Annotated in this window: 19 protein-coding genes; 10 read left to right on the top strand and 9 right to left on the bottom strand. The window is 63.7% G+C overall.

Annotated elements, in window-relative coordinates:
* Positions 1–12: 12 nt before the first annotated feature.
* Positions 13–1,023, bottom strand: a complete 1,011-nt coding sequence (locus B0E51_RS04145) for a KpsF/GutQ family sugar-phosphate isomerase (protein WP_077443564.1) — start codon at positions 1,021–1,023, stop codon at positions 13–15.
* Between the two features lie 207 nt (positions 1,024–1,230).
* On the opposite strand from B0E51_RS04145, the gene B0E51_RS04150 reads away from it, so the two are divergent.
* Together B0E51_RS04150 and murA are read left to right on the top strand one after the other, a co-directional pair.
* Complete coding sequence (locus tag B0E51_RS04150) at positions 1,231–1,470, top strand: BolA/IbaG family iron-sulfur metabolism protein (RefSeq protein ID WP_077443565.1); 240 nt, start codon at positions 1,231–1,233, stop codon at positions 1,468–1,470.
* 41 nt (positions 1,471–1,511) lie between these two features.
* Positions 1,512–2,771, top strand: coding sequence for a UDP-N-acetylglucosamine 1-carboxyvinyltransferase (gene murA, locus B0E51_RS04155; protein ID WP_077443566.1), 1,260 nt, complete (start codon positions 1,512–1,514; stop codon positions 2,769–2,771).
* A 31-nt stretch (positions 2,772–2,802) separates the two neighbouring features.
* Here the strand turns inward: murA and B0E51_RS04160 are convergent, their stop codons facing one another.
* Both B0E51_RS04160 and miaB read right to left on the bottom strand, forming a co-directional pair.
* Positions 2,803–4,011, bottom strand: coding sequence for a DUF4105 domain-containing protein (locus B0E51_RS04160; protein ID WP_077443567.1), 1,209 nt, complete (start codon positions 4,009–4,011; stop codon positions 2,803–2,805).
* Between the two features lie 52 nt (positions 4,012–4,063).
* Entirely contained in the window at positions 4,064–5,407 is a 1,344-nt protein-coding gene (gene miaB, locus B0E51_RS04165; protein ID WP_077443568.1) for a tRNA (N6-isopentenyl adenosine(37)-C2)-methylthiotransferase MiaB, read from the bottom strand.
* Positions 5,408–5,648: 241 nt separating this feature from the next.
* On the opposite strand from miaB, the gene B0E51_RS04170 reads away from it, so the two are divergent.
* Positions 5,649–6,812 (top strand): lytic transglycosylase domain-containing protein, encoded by a 1,164-nt coding sequence (locus tag B0E51_RS04170; protein ID WP_077443569.1) that lies wholly within the window; start codon positions 5,649–5,651, stop codon positions 6,810–6,812.
* 1 nt (position 6,813) lies between these two features.
* Here the strand turns inward: B0E51_RS04170 and B0E51_RS04175 are convergent, their stop codons facing one another.
* Entirely contained in the window at positions 6,814–7,995 is a 1,182-nt protein-coding gene (locus B0E51_RS04175; RefSeq protein WP_077443570.1) for a trypsin-like peptidase domain-containing protein, read from the bottom strand.
* 158 nt (positions 7,996–8,153) lie between these two features.
* On the opposite strand from B0E51_RS04175, the gene petA reads away from it, so the two are divergent.
* From petA to B0E51_RS04200, 5 genes are all read left to right on the top strand, one after another.
* A complete protein-coding gene (gene petA, locus B0E51_RS04180; RefSeq protein ID WP_077443571.1) occupies positions 8,154–8,759 on the top strand; it encodes a ubiquinol-cytochrome c reductase iron-sulfur subunit in 606 nt (201 codons plus the stop codon).
* Positions 8,759–10,060 carry a cytochrome bc complex cytochrome b subunit gene (locus B0E51_RS04185; RefSeq protein ID WP_077443572.1) on the top strand — a complete coding sequence of 434 codons (1,302 nt, stop codon included), beginning with the start codon at positions 8,759–8,761 and terminating at the stop codon, positions 10,058–10,060. Before petA ends, B0E51_RS04185 begins: the two co-directional genes overlap by 1 nt.
* A 13-nt stretch (positions 10,061–10,073) precedes the next feature.
* Positions 10,074–10,802 carry a cytochrome c1 gene (locus B0E51_RS04190; protein WP_077443573.1) on the top strand — a complete coding sequence of 243 codons (729 nt, stop codon included), beginning with the start codon at positions 10,074–10,076 and terminating at the stop codon, positions 10,800–10,802.
* A gap of 69 nt (positions 10,803–10,871) precedes the next feature.
* Positions 10,872–11,510 (top strand): glutathione S-transferase N-terminal domain-containing protein, encoded by a 639-nt coding sequence (locus B0E51_RS04195; protein WP_077443671.1) that lies wholly within the window; start codon positions 10,872–10,874, stop codon positions 11,508–11,510.
* Complete coding sequence (locus B0E51_RS04200; protein ID WP_254424402.1) at positions 11,497–11,952, top strand: ClpXP protease specificity-enhancing factor; 456 nt, start codon at positions 11,497–11,499, stop codon at positions 11,950–11,952. Before B0E51_RS04195 ends, B0E51_RS04200 begins: the two co-directional genes overlap by 14 nt.
* 30 nt (positions 11,953–11,982) lie before the next feature.
* Here the strand turns inward: B0E51_RS04200 and B0E51_RS04205 are convergent, their stop codons facing one another.
* The 4 genes from B0E51_RS04205 to B0E51_RS04220 form a co-directional block, all read right to left on the bottom strand.
* Entirely contained in the window at positions 11,983–12,393 is a 411-nt protein-coding gene (locus B0E51_RS04205) for a DUF3301 domain-containing protein (RefSeq protein ID WP_077443574.1), read from the bottom strand.
* A gap of 45 nt (positions 12,394–12,438) precedes the next feature.
* A complete protein-coding gene (nadC, locus tag B0E51_RS04210; protein WP_077443575.1) occupies positions 12,439–13,296 on the bottom strand; it encodes a carboxylating nicotinate-nucleotide diphosphorylase in 858 nt (285 codons plus the stop codon).
* Positions 13,293–15,596: a DUF1631 domain-containing protein gene (locus tag B0E51_RS04215; protein ID WP_077443576.1), complete on the bottom strand. Its 2,304-nt coding sequence runs from the start codon at positions 15,594–15,596 to the stop codon at positions 13,293–13,295. Before B0E51_RS04215 ends, nadC begins: the two co-directional genes overlap by 4 nt.
* Positions 15,597–15,720: 124 nt before the next feature.
* Positions 15,721–15,993, bottom strand: coding sequence for a Trm112 family protein (locus B0E51_RS04220; protein WP_077443673.1), 273 nt, complete (start codon positions 15,991–15,993; stop codon positions 15,721–15,723).
* A gap of 70 nt (positions 15,994–16,063) precedes the next feature.
* Between B0E51_RS04220 and purE the strand changes: the two genes are divergently transcribed.
* Both purE and B0E51_RS04230 read left to right on the top strand, forming a co-directional pair.
* The gene (purE, locus tag B0E51_RS04225; protein WP_077443674.1) at positions 16,064–16,567 is read left to right on the top strand and encodes a 5-(carboxyamino)imidazole ribonucleotide mutase; all 504 of its coding nucleotides are present in this window, start codon (positions 16,064–16,066) and stop codon (positions 16,565–16,567) included.
* Entirely contained in the window at positions 16,564–17,715 is a 1,152-nt protein-coding gene (locus tag B0E51_RS04230) for a 5-(carboxyamino)imidazole ribonucleotide synthase (protein ID WP_077443577.1), read from the top strand. The genes purE and B0E51_RS04230 overlap by 4 nt, the downstream gene beginning before the upstream one ends.
* Before the next feature lie 84 nt (positions 17,716–17,799).
* Here B0E51_RS04230 and B0E51_RS04235 read toward each other — a convergent pair whose 3' ends face one another.
* A complete protein-coding gene (locus B0E51_RS04235; RefSeq protein ID WP_077443578.1) occupies positions 17,800–18,378 on the bottom strand; it encodes a Fe-Mn family superoxide dismutase in 579 nt (192 codons plus the stop codon).
* Positions 18,379–18,390 lie beyond the last annotated feature (12 nt).

Genomic DNA, 18,390 nt, shown 5'->3' on the forward strand with positions numbered 1-18,390 from the left:
GTCAACGTGCGATCAGACCACACGTGCACGGAGCAGATCATGAATGTTCAGCGCGCCGACCACGCGTTGTTCGTCATCGACGACCAGCAGTGCGTGAATCTGGTGCTTTTCCATCAACTGCGCCGCTTCGGCAGCCAACTTGTCGGCGCCGATCGTCTTCGGGCCGCGGGTCATCAGCTCGGACACGGTGGCACCACGCAGGTTTACGCCCTCGTCGTCCAGTGCGCGGCGCAGGTCGCCGTCGGTGAATACGCCGAGCAGGCGCTGTTCGGCATCAACCACGGCGGTCATGCCCAGGTGTTTGCGGGTCATCTCGACCAGGGCAGCGGTGAGGCTGGCGTCCGGCGAGACCCTGGGCACGTCGTCGCCGCTGTGCATCACATCGCCGATATGCAGCAACAGGCGTCGGCCCAGGCTGCCGGCCGGATGTGAGCGGGCGAAATCGTCCGAAGTGAAGCCACGTGCCTCCAGCAGCGCGATGGCCAGCGCGTCGCCCAATACCAGCGCGACGGTAGTGCTGGTGGTCGGCGCCAGACCGAGCGGGCAGGCTTCGCTGGAGATGCTGCCATCCAGGTGTACGTCAGCCTGGGTCGCCAGCGAGGAGTTGGGCTTGCCGGTGATCGCGATCAACGGGATGCCCTGGCGCTTGATCACCGGCAGGATGAACAACAGCTCGTCGGTCTCTCCCGAGTAGGACAACGCCAGCACCACATCCTGCGGCAGGATCATGCCGAGGTCGCCGTGGCTGGCTTCGCCCGGATGCACGAAAAACGCCGGCGTGCCGGTGGAGGCAAGGGTGGCGGCGATCTTGCGTGCCACATGCCCGGACTTGCCCATGCCGCTGACGATCACCCGACCCTTGCAGGCCAGGATCAGCCGGCAGGCCTCGACGAAGTCCGGCCCGATCCGCGATTCAAGTGCCTGCACCGCCGTTGCCTCGGTGGCAATCACCGTGCGTGCGCTACGGGCGATCGCATCCGGGTTCAGATCGATCGGAGTGGGAGAGGCGATGCGTGCGTTCATGAGGTCTCGGGAGAAGGAAGGCGGATGCCGGCATCGTCGCGGCAACTGTGCAGCGGTCATGCCGGTCGGCAATCACCGTCGTTTCTGTGCCAGAGGATTTCCATTACCATGGCATATTCTCATTTTAACGTCATAAGCCGCACCTTGGATTTGGCCAGCGCCGGAATCCTGCCGCGGCGACCCCGGTTCGTGTACGGAATATTCCCGATGGATCCAGCCAGCATCCAGGCAATGATCGAAACCGGCCTGCCCGGAGCACAGGCTGAGGTCAGCGGTGCCGATGGCGTGCATTTCGAGGCCACCGTGGTGGCCAGCCAGTTTGCCGGCAAGCTGCCGCTGGCACGGCATCGGCTGGTCTATGCCACGCTGGGCGAATTGATGGGTGGCGCGATCCACGCGCTGGCGCTGAAAACCCTGACTCCCGAGGAAGTCGCGGCGCGCCGCTGAGGGCTGCAGCCGGATTTCCCCCTGATTACCGAAGGAAAACGATGGCCAAGATCCTGATCAGTGGCGGCGTGCCGCTCCATGGCGAGGTCGGCATTTCCGGCGCCAAGAACGCCGTGTTGCCGATTCTTGCCGCCTGCCTGCTTGCCGACGAACCGGTCAGCATCGGCAATGTGCCGCACCTGCATGACGTCACCACCTTCATCGAGCTGCTCGGCCAGATGGGCGTGCGGCTGGTGCTGGACGACCGCATGAAGATGCACGTCGATCCGCGCACCACCAGCACCTGCGTGGCACCGTACGACCTGGTACGCACGATGCGCGCTTCGATCCTGGTGCTCGGCCCGCTGGTGGCGCGTTTCGGTCAGGCCGAAGTCTCGCTGCCGGGTGGCTGCGCGATCGGCTCGCGTCCGGTCGACCAGCACATTCGCGGCCTGCAGGCGTTGGGCGCCGACATCACGGTCGAGAACGGCTACATCAAGGCCAAGGCGGCGCGGCTGAAGGGTGCGCGCATCCTGATGGACATGGTCACCGTCACTGGTACCGAGAACATCATGATGGCGGCCACCCTGGCGCAAGGCACCACGGTGATCGAGAACGCTGCGCAAGAGCCCGAGGTCGTCGATCTGGCGCATTGTCTGAATGCGATGGGTGCCCAGATCGAGGGCGCCGGTACCTCGACCATGGTGATCCATGGCGTCGAGCGCCTGCATGGCGCCGAGTATGAGGTGCTGCCTGACCGCATCGAGACCGGTACCTTCCTGGTCGGTGCGGCGATGACCGGTGGCAAGGTGCGTGCACGTCATGCCCGCGCCAATACGCTCGACGCCGTGCTGGCCAAGCTGGAAGAGGCAGGTGCGCACATCTCGACCGGCGATGACTGGATCGAACTGGACATGCAGGGTCGCCGTCCGAAGGCCGTCAACATCAGCACCGCGCCGTATCCGGCGTTCCCGACCGACATGCAGGCGCAGTTCACTGCGCTCAACTGCGTCGCCGAAGGCACCGGCGTGGTCACCGAAACCGTATTCGAGAACCGCTTCATGCACGCCCATGAACTGCAGCGGCTGGGTGCGGACATCCGCCTCGAAGGCAATACCGCGGTGGTGCAAGGTGTCAAGGAGATGAGCGGTGCACCGATCATGGCCACCGACCTGCGCGCTTCGGCCTGCCTGGTGCTGGCCGGCCTGGTAGCCAAGGGCGACACCATCGTCGATCGCGTCTATCACATCGACCGCGGCTACGAGAATATCGAGGAAAAGCTCGGTGTGCTCGGCGCGAAGATCCGTCGCCTGCCGAACTGACACGTCATGAGCTGAAGCTGCGGCGCCGGGGTCAGCCGGTGCGCCGCAGACTCCACGCCAGTGCGATCCAGCAGGGCAGGGCAAACAACAGCCAGGGTTGGTTCTGCTGCACGACGCCGGGCAGCAAATGCAGCAGCACGGCGGCCAATCCGGCCAGCAGCTGCAATGCGATGACGCCATCGATGAAACGCGCTGCGGCCAAGCCGCGCCGGGCCCGCCACAGCGTGGGCAGCAGCACGAACGCAAGCGGATTGAACAGCAACAGATTGGCGTTGGCCCAGGCCGAGTGGTGCGTAGTCAGCGTCCACAGCATCAGCAGCAAGATGCCGACAAGCCCGGCCGGCAGCAGGTACAGCGTGCCGAGCAGGGCGTAACCGGTGGGCCACCAGCGTCGTGCCGCGACGAGCAGCGAAGCGGCCAGCAGTCCGGCCAGGGCGAGCGGCAGCCGCAGATCAGGGGCGTTCGGCGGTGGCACTTCCAGCCGGTTTGGCGACAGCAGTTGTTCGTCCTGCAGCAGCGGTTGCAGGGAACCATGGCCGTTGTCGATCCGGGCGTCACGCATCTGCGCCTGCAGCACCATCGGCAGAAAGCTTTCCTGCCAGGCGTTGAGCGGCTGGTCGGCATACGGACCCAGGCCCAGATCCAGCACCAGCATCAACCACGGTTGCGCGCTCATCAGACGCGCTGTCTGCTGGCGATAAGTCATGCCGCCGGCGCGTGCGCTGAGCTGGCTTTTCAACACGCCACCGAGTGCCTTGTCCAGCGCATCGCGCACGCGGGTGGTGCAGTTGTCGACGTAGTAGTCGTAGTTGTAGCCAGCGTTTTCCGGACGCAGGTTCCACAACAGGAAGTCGCGCAGTGCGGCGGTCTGGTCGGCGTTCAGTGCCAGTCGCTGGCGGGTCACCGAGCGACCGGCGGTGACGTAGTCGCTTTCGTCGAGCCCGCTCGGCGCAGCATCCATCAGGTAATGCATGCGGCCGCGGGCGAAGTTGACGAAGAAGTTCGACTCGTTGAAATCGAACACGCCGTAGTTGAAGTTGATCGCTTCGCCCGAGACGTTGTCGCGCAGCTCGATCGCATCGTGGCCGAAGCGTTCCCAATAGGTTTCGCCGGGACCGTAGGTGATCAGCGAGACTTCGAGGTCGGCGCCGGGTGCGTCAGCGACGCTGGCGCGCGCGCTGGAAAACACGCCGAACAGCAACAATGCGAACAGCAGCAGGGTGTAACCGGTGCGATGCATGCGGCGGGAGCCTTGGCGGGAAGCGCAGGGATATGTTGCAGGAAAGAGGATGTCAGGCGGCCATATCGTCGGTCAGCTGAAGACGTCCACGCAGCGAATTGCTCATGGCCTCATTGATCACCACGTTGACGAACTGGCCGATCAGCCGCGTATGGCCGGAGAAATTGACGAAGCGCATGTTCTCGGTGCGCCCGGTCAGCTCGTTCGGATCACGGGTGCTGGGCTTTTCCACCAGCACGCGCTGCACGCTGCCGATCATCGCCTGACTGATCCGTTTCGCGTTTGCGTTGATGGTTGCCTGCAGCCGGGTCAGTCGTGCGTGCTTCTCGGTCGCCGGCGTGTCGTCGGCGAGATTCGCCGCCGGCGTACCGGGGCGCGAGGAGAAGATGAAGGAGAAGCTCTGGTCGAAGCCGATATCGTCGATCAGCTTCATGGTCTTCTCGAAATCCTCGGCAGTCTCGCCGGGGAAGCCCACGATGAAGTCGGACGAGACACAGATGTCCGGCCGCACCGCGCGCAGCTTGCGGATCTTCTGCTTGAACTCCAGCGCGGTGTAGCCGCGCTTCATCGCGCTGAGGATGCGGTCCGAACCGGCCTGCACCGGCAGGTGCAGGTAGTTGGCCAGTTGCGGCACGTTGGCATACGCCTCGATCAGCGAGTCGGAGAACTCCAGCGGATGCGAGGTGGTGAAGCGGATACGGCCGATGCCGTCGATCTGTGCGATGGCGTGGATCAGCACGGCGAGATCCGCGATGCCACCGTCGTGGGTCGGGCCACGATACGCGTTGACGTTCTGGCCGAGCAGGTTCACCTCGCGTACGCCCTGCGCGGCAAGCTTGGCGACTTCGACGATCACGTCGTCGAACGGACGGCTGAGCTCCTCGCCCCGCGTGTACGGCACCACACAGTAGCTGCAGTATTTCGAGCAACCTTCCATGATCGAGACGAAGGCGGTCGGGCCTTCGGCGCGTGGTTCGGGCAGGCGGTCGAACTTCTCGATCTCGGGGAAGCTGATGTCGACCTGCGGCTTGCCGCTGGCGCGCTGCTGCTCGATCAGCTGGGGCAGGCGGTGCAGGGTCTGCGGGCCGAACACCAGGTCGACGTACGGCGCACGCTTGACGATCGCCTCGCCCTCCTGCGATGCCACGCAGCCACCAACGCCGATCAGCACCGGCTTGCCGTCCTTCTTGTGCTGCTTCCAGCGACCGAGCTGGCTGAACACCTTTTCCTGCGCCTTCTCGCGGATCGAGCAGGTGTTGATCAGGATCACATCCGCCTCGGCCTCGTCCTGGGTCAGCTCCATGCCGTGCGACGCCTTGAGCACGTCGGCCATCTTGGCCGAGTCGTACTCGTTCATCTGGCAACCGTGGGTCTTGATGAAAAGCTTGCCGCTCATGGCGTGGGAATACCGTGGTTCGTGAAGCAGTAGGTGCAATCCGCTGAACCCTGCAGTTTACCTGTCTGCAGGCAGGCCTGCCAGTCGATCTGACATGAGAGATCAAGCACTTGCGGCAATTGGCGCGGTACGGGGCAAGGCTGCAAGTGTTCACGGTCGAAGCATTCGGCGAACGCTGCATGGCGCACGAAATGGCGACCGCACACTTGGCGCGGGAAGCGCATGGCGGCACACTGCGCCCATGTTCGACGTCGCAAGTCACGGGGGAAGCGTCGATCGGCTTGCCGGGAGCTTCCCTTTACGCACGATCCTGTCCCGGGTCGCGCTGGGCTGTGCGCTGCTTTGGGTAGGAGGCTGGTGTTCCTGGGTGCGCGCCGGCACGCTGTATCAGTGCATCGGTGCCAGTGGCGAAGTGGCGTTCAGCAGCAGCAAGGTCGGTTATCACGGCTGCAAGGTGATAAGTACCTATACGGCGCCAGCGCCTCGTAGCCAGATGCCACCCCCTCCCCGTGTTTCGCTGACTGGGGTGACTGGCTCGGTCGAAACAACCGCACGTCTGCTCGCTGCAGACGATGTCCCGACGACTTCGCTCGCTAATGTACATGGGACGGTGGAGACCAGCGCACGACGACTCGACGAAATGCCGGTGCAAACATCACTCGCTGCCGTGCATGGTTCAGCAGAAACGGCAGCCAAGCTGCCATTGGCCACCGCCGCCGCTGGCACGCCAGGCCAGTGGAGCTATCACGAATCACACGATGCGCAGGCACCGGCGGCAGCGGTTGTGGATGATCCCGGCAATCGCATCCTGCGCGGGGCGGTCTACCGCATCGTGCGGGCAGACGGCAGTGTGGAATACACCAATCTGCCAGTTGCGGGCCAGAAGGGCCGCACCGTGACCATGCTGTTCACCTATATCGCCACCTGCGTCGCCTGCGACCTGCACTCGACGATCCGTTGGGGCAGCGTGTCGCTCAACCTGACCGCCTATGCCGACACGATCCGGGCCGCCAGCATGGAATACGGTGTCGACGAGGCATTCCTGCGCGCGATCATCCATGCCGAGAGTGCATTCAACCCACGCGCGCTGTCGATGAAGGGTGCACAGGGCCTGATGCAGCTGATGCCAGCCACGGCCAGCGACATGGGTGTGCTGGATGCGTTCAACACCGATCAGAACATCCGCGGCGGCGCGCGTTACCTGAGCCTGCTGTTGCACAACTTCAATGGCAGCGAACGGCTGGCCGCCGCTGCCTACAATGCCGGGCCGGGTGCGGTACAGCGCTATAGCGGAGTGCCGCCCTATGCCGAGACCCAGGTATATGTGGAGCGCGTGGAAACCCTGCGCAAGCGTTATGGCACGGCGATCCATCCACCGCTGGCGATCGCACGCGGGCCCGGTTGAATCAGTCGCCCAGCGTCGTATTGGCACTCATCGGTGGCCGTTGCGCCAGGGTGACCTCGGAGTGGAACGGGTTGCCGTCGCGCAGGCCGGAGACTTCCACAGTACTGCCGGGCTTCAGTGCGGCCTCGCGCCGCCGCAGGTCTGCCGGATCGAGGATGTCGTCATTGCCGATGCGCAACAGGATGTCGCGTGCCTTGATGCCGGCTTGCTCGGCCGGGCTGCCCGGGGTGACCTCGGTGACCTGGACGCCACGTGCCGCCGCCGGCAGGCCGCCATTGGCGGCCACCGGCACGAAGGCATAGTCGGCGCCCAGCCAGCCACGCACGACGTGGCCGGTGGCGATGAGCTGATCCAGTACTTTCCGTGCCGTGGCGACCGGTATTGCAAAGCCGATGCCTTCTGCGCCGGCTGCCTTGCCGATCAGCAAGGTATTGATCCCGACCAGTTCACCTTCGGTATTGACCAGTGCACCGCCTGAGTTGCCCAGGTTGATCGCTGCATCGGTCTGGATGAAATCCTCGGCGCTGGCACTGTTCAACTGCCGCCCCACGGCGCTGACGATGCCCATCGTGACGGTCTGGTTCAGGCCGAGCGGGTTGCCGATCGCCAACACGACGTCGCCAGCCCGCAATGGCTGCTGGTCGGCCATGCGGATCACCGGCAGGTTGCTGGCATCGATCTTCAGTACCGCCAGATCGGTTTCCTCGTCGGCGCCGACCAAGGTGGCCTTGGCGATGCGGCCGTCGTACAGCAGTACCTGGATGTCGGCGGCCTGGGCGATCACGTGGTTGTTGGTCAGCACATAACCCTGGCCCTGCGCGCTGACGATGACGCCGGAGCCAAGCGTCTGCTCACGATGCTGATAGGTTGTGGGCTGCCCACCGAACAGCTGTTGCAGCACGGGGTTGTCGTACATCTTCACCGCCTGTTCGGTGACGATCTTGTTGGCGTAGATGTTCACCACCGAAGGGGCCGCCACGGCAACCGCATCGGCATACGATACCGGGCCGTTGCCCGGATGCGTGGCGCCAGCTGCCGGTGGCGACGATGTTGTGGCCAGGCCGAAACGTGCACGCAACCGTTCGCCACTGCCGGGCCAGAGCAGGCTGACCACGAACGCCATCGCCAGACCGAGGATGACGAAGCGGGCAATGAAGGCAAGCGTGCCGGCGGCATGTTTCATGTCGAAGGGAGGGGTTCCGGCAAATCGTGGCTAAAGTCACGGCGGATCGACTTCGCCGGGATGCAGTTTTATTGTACGGGGCGGGGCCTGACGCTACACTAACGCGATTTTTGCGGGGCCCCAAACCCCACCATGTATTGCAAGTACCGGAGAGCCTGATGGCGAACGAAGTCGTCGATCACGGCCGCCGCCGTTTCCTGACAGCAACCACCGCGGTGGTGGGTGGTCTAGGAATCGTGTCGGCAGCTGTGCCCTTCATCAAGTCGTGGGAACCCAGCGCGCGTGCCAAGGCCGCTGGCGCTCCGGTTACCCAGTCGCTGAAAAAGATCGAGCCCGGTCAACAGCTGATCGTGGGCTGGCGCAGCCTGCCGGTGTTCATCGTCAACCGCACGCCGGCCCAGCTGGCGTCATTGCCGCAACAGGACTCGCGACTGGTCGATCCGAAGTCGGATGGCAGTTCCGCCGCACAGCAACCGAAGTACGCCCAGAACGAGACCCGCTCGATCAAGCCGGAATGGCTGGTGATGGTCGGCATCTGCACCCACCTGGGTTGCGTGCCGAACTTCGTGGGTGAGATGAAGCCGGAGCCGTTCGATCCGAACTGGCAGGGTGGCTACTACTGCCCCTGCCACCATTCGCGCTACGACATGGCCGGTCGCGTATACCAGGGTGTGCCGGCGCCGAAGAACATGGAAATTCCGCCGTACAACTTCATCGACGATTCGACCATCCAGATTGGCGTGGATCCGAAGGGGGCTGCGTAATGGCCAACGTATTCACGAACATCGGTGACTGGGTCACCGAGCGCGCACCGAACATGATGCCGATGTACCGCAAGCACATGACGGAGTACTACGCGCCGAAGAACTTCAATCTCTGGTACTACTTCGGTTCGCTGGCGATCGTGGTGCTGGTCAACCAGATCGTCACCGGCATCTTCCTCACCATGAACTACAACCCGAGCGCGGCGGGAGCCTTCGACTCGGTGCAGTACATCATGCGTGACGTGGAGTGGGGCTGGCTGATCCGCTACATGCATTCCACCGGCGCGTCGCTGTTCTTCGTGGTGGTGTTCCTGCACATGTTCCGCGGCATCATGTACGGCTCGTACAAGAAACCGCGCGAGCTGGTGTGGCTGCTCGGCATGCTGATCTTCCTGGTGCTGATGGCCGAGGCCTTCATGGGCTACGTGCTGCCGTGGGGCAACATGTCGTTCTGGGGTGCCAAGGTGATCGTGTCGCTGTTCGGCACCATCCCGGTGATCGGCAGCACCCTGGTCGAGTGGATCATGGGCGACTTCCTGCCGGCCGATGCCACGCTGAACCGCTTCTTCGCGCTGCACGTGATCGCGTTGCCGCTCGTGCTGCTGCTGCTGGTGGTGCTGCACATCGCCGCGCTGCACGAAGTGGGTTCGAACAACCCGGACGGCGTCGAGATCAAGAAGGGTCCCAAGGGCAACCGCTGGGACGCGCTGAAGCCGGCCGACGGCATTCCGTTCCACCCGTATTACACGGTGAAGGACATGTTCGGCGTGGGCTTCTTCCTGCTGATCGCCGCGTTCATCATCTTCTTCGCGCCGACCTTCGGTGGCTGGTTCCTCGAGCATGACAACTCGATCATGGCCAACAACCTGGTCACTCCGGCCGAGATCAAGCCGGTGTGGTACTTCACTCCGTTCTACGCGATCGTGCGCATGATCCCCTCGTTCGCCGGAACGGCCGTATGGGGTGTGCTGGCGATGTTCGGCGCGATTGCCGTGCTGTTCCTGATGCCGTGGTTCGACCGCGGTCAGGTCAAGTCGATCCGCTACCGCGGCACCGGTTACAAGGTTGCGCTGGGCGTGTTCGTGATCGCGTTCTTCGGCCTCGGTGCGGTCGGTGCCGGCATCACCGCGGAAGTGATACCCGAGTGGTTCGGCAATGTCGACCTCACGACCTGGGAAAACGCGTTTGGCCGTCTGATGACGCTGCTGTACTTCGGCTTCTTCGCGTTCCTTTGGGCCTACACGCATTTCGGCTGGGAAAAGACCAAGCCGGTTCCGGATCGGGTGACCATGCATGACTAAGCGGCAGATCACGATGAAGCATTTTCTCTCCTCGGCCGCGCTGGCACTCGGTCTGCTGGTCGGTACCATGCCGGCGCACGCCGAAGGTGAATCGGGGCTGCTCAAGTCCGGTTCCGATGTGCGCGATCAGGCCTCGCTGCAGCGCGGTGCCCGGCTGTTCTTCAACTACTGCGTGGGCTGCCACTCGCTGAAGTACGTGCGCTATTCGCGCATCGCCGAGGACCTGGGTCTTTCCGAACAGGAAGTGATGCAGAACCTCAATTTCACCGGCGCCCGGTTCGACGATCCGGTGATTTCGCACATGCCCGCCGAGTCGGCCGGCAAGTGGTTCGGCAAGGCTCCGCCGGATCTCTCGCTGGAAGTGAGTGCGAAGAGTGCGGACTGGGTCTACACCTACCTCAACTCGTTCTACCTGGATCCGCACAGCCCGATCGGCTGGAACAATACCGCGTTGCCGAATGCCGCCATGCCGTTCCCGCTGTGGGAGCTGCAGGGCACGCAGGCCGCGGTGATGAAGCCGGGCACGGACGAGGTGGAGAAGCTTGAGCTGGCCAAGCCGGGCAAGCTGACCCCGGCGCAATTCCAGCAGGCCACCCGCGATCTGACCAGCTTCCTGGAATACACGTCCGAACCGGCGGCCCTGCAGCGTCATCACTACGGGATCTGGGTGCTGTTGTTCCTGGCGTTCTTCACCTTGTTGGCCTACATGCTCAAGAAGGAATACTGGAAGGACGTCCACTGATACCGGATGGCACTCCGACTGCGGCGGCCATGAGCCGCCGCAGTCGTCTCACCGATGGGGAATCGCGGCATGGTTCAAAGCGTTCGCTCGCGTACGGTACTGACGCTCTACACCACGGCCGATGACATTCAGTGTCATCGCGCGCGACTGGTGCTGGCCGCCAAGGGGGTCAGCTATGAACGTGTGCTGGTGGATCCGGCCAAGCCGCCGGAAGACCTGATCGACCTCAATCCGTATGCCAGTACACCGACCCTGATCGATCGCGATCTGACCCTGTTTGATACGGCGGTGGTCTGCGAGTACCTCGACGAGCGTTATCCGCATCCACCCTTGATGCCGATCGACCCGCAATCGCGTGCGCGGCTGCGCGTGGCGGCAGTGCGCATCGAAAAGGACTGGTTGCCCGAAGTGGACACCATCCGTGCCGGCGGCCGCCCGGCCGAGGCCGCGCGCAAACGTCTGCGCGAGCAACTGCTGTCCACCTTGCCGCTGTTCAAGGCGTCGAAGTTCTTCCTCAATCCGGAGATGAGCCTGGCCGACTGTCTGGTAGCGCCGGTGATCTGGCGACTGCCGTGGCTCGGGGTCGATCTGGGTCGGGAGGGCAAGCCGATCATTGACTATGGCGAGCGCCTGTTCCACAGCCAGGGTTTTGCGCGCAGCATGACTGACCAGGAAAAGGCGATGCGGCAACTCCATGAGCAAGCATGACACCGTGCCGATGAGTTCCAACCGCCCGTACCTGCTGCGGGCGATCTACGATTGGATCAGTGACAACAACCTCACGCCCTACGTGCTGGTCGATGCCACTTTCAAGGGTGTGCGGGTGCCGCCGCAAGTGATCAAGAACGGCCAGGTGGTGCTCAATCTCGCCATGCGTGCGGTGGCGAACCTGGATCTGGGCAACGAATGGGTCAGTTTCCAGGCCCGCTTTTCCGGCGCCAGCCAATCCATCCAGATTCCGGTGCAGGCGATCCTGGCGCTGTATGCCCAGGAGAACGGGCAGGGCATGATGTTTCCCGCCGACGAAGAGGGCGGTGATACGCCACCGTCAGCGCCGGAGCCTGACGACACGCCGCCGGCTCCCGGTGCCGATGACGGTGGCGACAGCAAGCCCAAGCGCGGTGCGCCGCACCTTCGGGTGGTCAAGTAGAGACTGATCGGCGAATCCCGATCAAGGGGTTCAATGCAGCCGGTCACCGGTGCGGGTATGCGGATGCATCGGTATGACGTTGCTGATCGCAGCAGGCAAGGTTGATCCGGATACGGATTCACGTGTGGGCAGCAGCTCGATGGTCGGCAGGCTCAGGCTGCTCAGTGCATCGCCCAGCATCCACAGGCGTCCCGGCTCGCGATCATGTCCATCGATGCTCACCTCGAAGCCATAACAGCGTTCAAGCCGGCGCAGGCCGTGGATACGACGCAGACGCACGGCGCGCAGACCGACAGTCTCGTCCAGCAACTGCAGGCCGTGCTGCTGGCATTGTCGACGAGCTTCCCGCACGGCGCGTTCACGCGCCACGCTGAGCCTCAGCCACAGCCCGATCATGGCGACCAACACCAGTAACAGCAGCAGATCGGAAAGGTCGCTCATGCCCGCAGTGTGTGGGCGACAGCACCCGACCGCAAGTCGGCAAGATCAGCTCAGTTGCAGTCGAAGTGATAGATCGATCGCCCGCACATGCTTGGTCAGCGCACCAACCGAAATGAAATCCACCCCGGTACGGGCAAACTCGCCGATCGTGTGCAGGTCGACATTGCCGGACCCTTCCAGGGGCACACGACCGCCAGTGAATTGCACGGCCTCGGTCATCTGCAGCAGGCTGAAGTTGTCCAGCATGACCCGGTCCACGCCAGCATCGATCGCTTGCGCCAGTTCGTCGAGGTTCTCCACTTCGACTTCCAGCAACAGGTTCGGGTGCAGCTGCCGTGCCGATTGCACAGCGGCAGCGATGCTGCCGGCGGCGATGATGTGATTTTCCTTCACCAGGATCGCGTCATACAGGCCGATGCGGTGGTTGTGGCCACCGCCGCAGCGCACGGCGTATTTCTGCGCGAGACGCAGGCCTGGCACGGTCTTGCGGGTGTCCAGGATACGCACGCCAGTGCCGGCCACGGCGGCCACATAATCAGCGGTTACCGTGGCTGTAGCGGAAAGCAGCTGCAGGAAATTCAGCGCCGAGCGTTCGGCGCTGACCAGCGAACGGGCATGGCCCGACAGACGGCAGATGACGGTACCGGCATCGACCCGCTGCCCGTCTCGGGTTTGCCAATCGATCTGGACGGCGGGATCGAGCCGACGAAAACAGGCATCGAACCATGCCGTGCCCGCGATCACTGCCGAGTCGCGGCAGGTCAGCGTGGCGTGCGCGTGGGCATCAATCGGCAGCAGTTCGGCGGTGGCATCGCCCTGACCCAGATCCTCGGCGAGGGCGCGTTCGATATCGATGGCGACGTGGGCGGCATCCGGGGCCACCGGTACAAATGGTTGACTCATTCCGTGTCCGAAGCAGACGCTGTGGTGTTGTCCGGCTGGCTCAAACGGCCGACGATGGCGCTCAATGCGCGGTCAAACAATGCATTGGCGGCAAGTACACGGGCCAAGCCATCAATCAGCAGGACGACCAGTTCCTGCGGCGAGTAATCCGCCACTTTCAGGCCGCGTCGATTGACGAACAGATAGCGCCCGCTCATCGGGCTGATCCACGACAGCTTGGCGCGGGTCATCGCTTCTTCGAGATGGCTGAATTCCAGCCAGGTGCCTGGTTGCAATGCCTGGACCTGCTGCCATTCGGGGCTGTCCGGGGAGATCGCGACGTTGTCGTCGATGCTGTTTTCTTCCGGTTCGGCCTCGCGTTCGACGACCGGCTGGATGCTGTCAGGTATGGCCAGCATGGCGGTGTCTTCGTCGGTAGTGACAACCCCGGCCGTCTCGGGGGCTTCGCCAAGCTGCTGGCGATAGTAGGCGTGCAGCTGGGCCAGCAGGCGCTCGGTGTCGTGCTCCTGGAAGGCCACATTGGCCAGACCCTGACGCAATGCGCGCTCGATGCCGGGCAACATCTGCCGCAGAGTATGCCGGCTTTCCGGATCAGTAGCGGGGCGAGTGCTGGCGATGAACTCGTCGACGAAGCGCAAAGCGCCCTTGAATTCGGGCGAGTCTTCGCCCTGGCGCAGCAGGGTCAGTACCAGGTGGTTGGCCCAGGCCCGCGCCAGTACGCCGTGCACCAGCGGAGGAAGCTTTCGGTCACCAATGCGATCGAGGATCTCGCGAGCGGCGCGGCGACGCGCCTGCTCGAGCTTCTCGCGGCCGCGGGTGGATTCGGCCACACGCTGTTCGGCCAGCTCGGAACGCCGCTTGTTGACGTCCTGGAACTGCTGCAGGTCGTTCAGCAGGCGCTCGAAGATGCCCATGTCATCGTCGAATTCATGCAACAGCTGCTCGACCACCGACTTCACCTTGTCGTGCAGGCGGCGGTCGCGGTCGGATTCCTCCGACCAGCCCTTGGCCTGCTCGGCCAGGCAGTCCAGCAGCCGGCGCGCCGGGTGCTGGCGATGGGCAAACAGTTTGCGATCGAGGATCGCTGCCTTGAGGTAGGGAATCTGCAGCCGGGCCAGCATGACCTGCATCTCGGCAGGCAGGTTGCGATCTTCCAGGATGAACTCGAACAGCATGCCGACCAGGTCGATGGTGTCCTCATCGATGGTGGCCACGTGGCTCGGACGCTCGCCGCGCAAGGCGCCGATCTGGCTCAGCAGCTGTCCCTTCAACTGCATGACTTCGCGGCTGAGCTCGGCAGCGTCGTCGGGCTGGGCGAAGGGGAGCGGACCGGCACTGGCGATCTGGCTTTGCAATACGCTGAGTGCGCCGAGCAATTCATTGGCTGAAGGCAGCGGACCAGTCGGTATTGCGTGCATGCCACCTGCACTGCCCGCATTGATGCCGGCCGAACCGCGGCGGGCACTGAACAGCGCATGCAGGGTCTGCAGCAGATCGCTCGGAATGTCGCCAGCTTCCTCGCCATTCTCCGCTGCGGCACTCGCAGGTTGTGCGCTGGCATTGCTGGAATTGGTTGCGGTCCTGGCGCTTGCACCGCGCGCGACCTCATGCCGCAGATGCGGCAGTACGCCGGCACGCGCCAGTTCGGTATTGATTTCCTGGTAGAGCTCTTCCAGCGACGACAGCAGGTAGCGATCGAACAGCTTGAAGATGATCAGCTTGACGCGCATGTCTGCGCTGAGCTCATGCAACGCCTGGCGGAAGGCTTGCGCCAGGGTCGCCGGGGCCACCGGGTTGCTGGCATCGTCGATCTTGTGGCCGCCGCAGATCACCGACAGCCGTTGGTTGACGGCGAACAGGTCACGTGCGAGCCGCGACTCGTTCTTGCCGATCATGCTGGTGATGGCGAGTGACTCTTCCAGTTCATTGTCGGCCACCAGCGACAGCTCGACGGTCCCCGGAGCTGCCGGTGCGCCAGCGGATGACTGCTGCAATGGATGGGTCATTTCGCCCAGGCTGCGGCTGATGGCGCCCAGGAAATGCCGTTCCACCGCAGGGCGACGCTTGCGCACTTCGCGCATGCCGTCGAAATAGTGCATCTGGGCGGCGTTGTTCTCGGCTTTTTCGGCCAGGTCGAACAGCGCGTCGTCGACATGTTCGAAGGCGTTGCCGACCCATTGCTGCAGGCGCCGGTTGGCGATGCTGCGCACGGCGTTGAGCAATTCACCCCCACGCTCGCTGGCGGGATCCATGCGCTGACTCAGATTGACGACTCTGGATGGATCACTGGCTTCGTTCATCGCCAATCCCCTGAAACATTGCAATGTGCGGCCGGAAACCGGAAATGCTGCACGGATGGTGACGATAAGCCAAAGCGGCTATCTGTGTCATGCATGGCCACAGTTCGGTCATCGGCGCAGGATTTTACGGGGCGCTGGGGAAGGCCGTGAGCTGGGTGGTGCCGATGCCTTCTTCGGGCAACATTACCGGAATGCCATCTTCAACCCGGTAGATCACCTTGCGGTCGGTGGTGATCAGCGCTTCGATCACGCGCTCGCGGACGCTTGTGCCGGCGACGGAATCGACCTGGCCGGCGGCAATCGCCTCATTCAATGCGTCGAGCTCGTGCTTGCTCAGCGGACGTACCGGCGTTTTGCTGACCGGGCAGCACAGGATGTCGAGTAGACGCTTGTCCATGATGGCTTTTTTGAAGGATGCCGGGGGTAGCGGAAAGCCCGTACAATAGCCGTTTTTGGACGGCTCGGCCATGACAGGTACAACCAAGACGCCGCGTGTTGGCGTGGTGATGGGCTCGCGTTCGGACTGGGAAACCATGCAGCACGCGGCCGAGGTATTGACCGAGCTGGGTGTGCCGCACGAAGTGCAGGTGGTCTCCGCGCACCGCACGCCGGACCTGCTGTTCAGCTATGCCGAGCAGGCCGTTGCACGAGGTATTCAGGTAGTCATTGCCGGTGCCGGCGGTGCCGCGCATCTGCCAGGCATGCTGGCGGCCAAGACGCGGCTGCCGGTGTTCGGCGTGCCGGTGCAGTCGAAGGCACTCAACGGCATGGATTCACTGCTTTCAATCGCACAGATGCCGGCCGGCATTCCGGTAGGCACGCTGGCGATCGGTCGGGCCGGTGCGGTGAACGCCGGCCTGCTGGCGGCTGCCGTGCTGGCCCTGCACGATCCCGAACTGGCCACGGCACTGGATGCCTGGCGGGCGCGCCAGACCCGGGCCGTGCTGGAACAGCCGGATCCGCGTCAATGAGTGATCGGCGCCAGCCCGTGCTGGGCATCCTCGGTGGCGGTCAGCTGGCGCGCATGCTGGCGTTGGCGGCGGCGCCACTGGGTGTGAAGACCCTGGTGGTGGACAGCTCGGCCGATGCCTGCGCAGGGCAGGTTGCGCCGCTGGTGGTGGCTGACTGGGCCGACTATGCCGCGCTGGAGACCTTTGCCGCGCAGGTTGATGTAGTCACCTTCGATTTCGAGAATGTGCCGGCCGAGACGGCGCATTGGCTGGCTGCACGGGTGATGGTGTCGCCTGCACCGCAGGCCTTGGCGGTGGCGCAGGACCGGTTGGCCGAAAAGACCCTGTTTCGCGAGTGCGGCCTGCCGACGCCGGAATTCATGGCTGTGGGTACACGTGAGGAGCTGGATCAGGCACTGGCTGCGATCGGTGTACCGGCGATTCTCAAGACACGGCGGCTGGGCTACGACGGCAAGGGGCAGTTCCGTCTGCGGAACCAGACCGATGCCGATGCCGCATGGGCGGCGCTGGGTGCACAGGCTTCGAAGCACGGCTTGATCCTGGAAGCGTTCGTGCCGTTCGAGCGCGAGTTGTCGGTGATCGCGGCACGCGGCCGCGACGGTGATTTCCGCATCTGGCCGCTGACCCGCAACTGGCATACCGATGGTGTGCTGGCCATGAGTCTGGCGCCGGCGCCGGATATCGAGCAGTTGCAGCAGCGCGCCATGGCGCTGGCGCGTACGCTGGCCGAACGGCTGGATTACGTGGGGGTATTCGCGCTGGAACTGTTCATCAAGGATGGCGAACTGCTCGGCAACGAGATGGCGCCACGAGTGCACAACTCCGGTCACTGGACGATCGAGGGTGCGCATACCAGCCAGTTCGAGAACCACGTACGGGCGGTGCTCGGCCTGCCACTGGGCGACACCGGCGCACGCGGCATGTCGGCGATGTTCAACTGGATCGGCGAGCTGCCCACAGCGGAACCGGTGCTGCGCGCCGTCGATGCGCACTGGCACGATTACGGCAAACAGGCGCGAACAGGACGCAAGGTAGGACATGCCACGCTGTGCGCACCGGATGCCAGGCAATTGGTTATGCGCCTGAGCGCATTGGCCGACGCTCTGGGGCGTGGGACGCAGGCGGCGCCGGTACTGCAGTCGCTGTAGAAGCGCACCTTGTACGCTCCTACGGAATGATCCACAAAAAACGGAGCCGCAAGGGCTCCGTTTTTTGTGGTGCCAGCCAGTCAATCAGGCCAGGTTGCTGGCCGCGAAGTCCCAGTTCACCAGATTCCAGAACGCTTCCACGTACTTCGGGCGGGCGTTGCGGTAGTCGATGTAATAGGCGTGTTCCCACACGTCGGTGGTGAACAGCGGCTTGTCGCTGCCGGTGATCGGGGTGGCTGCGTTCGAGGTGTTGACGATGCCGAGCGAGCCGTCCGGACGCTGCACCAGCCAGGTCCAGCCGGAGCCGAAGTTGCCGGCGGCGGACTTGCTGAATTCGTCCTTGAACTTGTCGAACGAACCAAACGCCTTGGTGATCGCATCGGCCAGCTTGCCGCTGGGCTCGCCGCCACCTTTGGGGCTCATCGAGTTCCAGTAGAACGTGTGGTTCCAGATCTGCGCGGCATTGTTGAACACGCCGCCGGACGACTTCCTGATGATGTCTTCCAGAGCGGCATCCGCGAACTCGGTACCTTCGATCAGCTTGTTGAGATTGGTCACATAGGCCTGATGATGCTTGCCGTAGTGATACTCCAGCGTTTCGGCGGAGATGTGCGGTTCCAGTGCGTTCTTCTCGTACGGCAGCGGGGGAAGTTCGATCGCCATGTGTGGCTCCTT

The sequence above is a fragment of the Rhodanobacter sp. C05 genome, from assembly GCF_002001165.1.
Taxonomy (GTDB): Bacteria; Pseudomonadota; Gammaproteobacteria; order Xanthomonadales; family Rhodanobacteraceae; genus Rhodanobacter.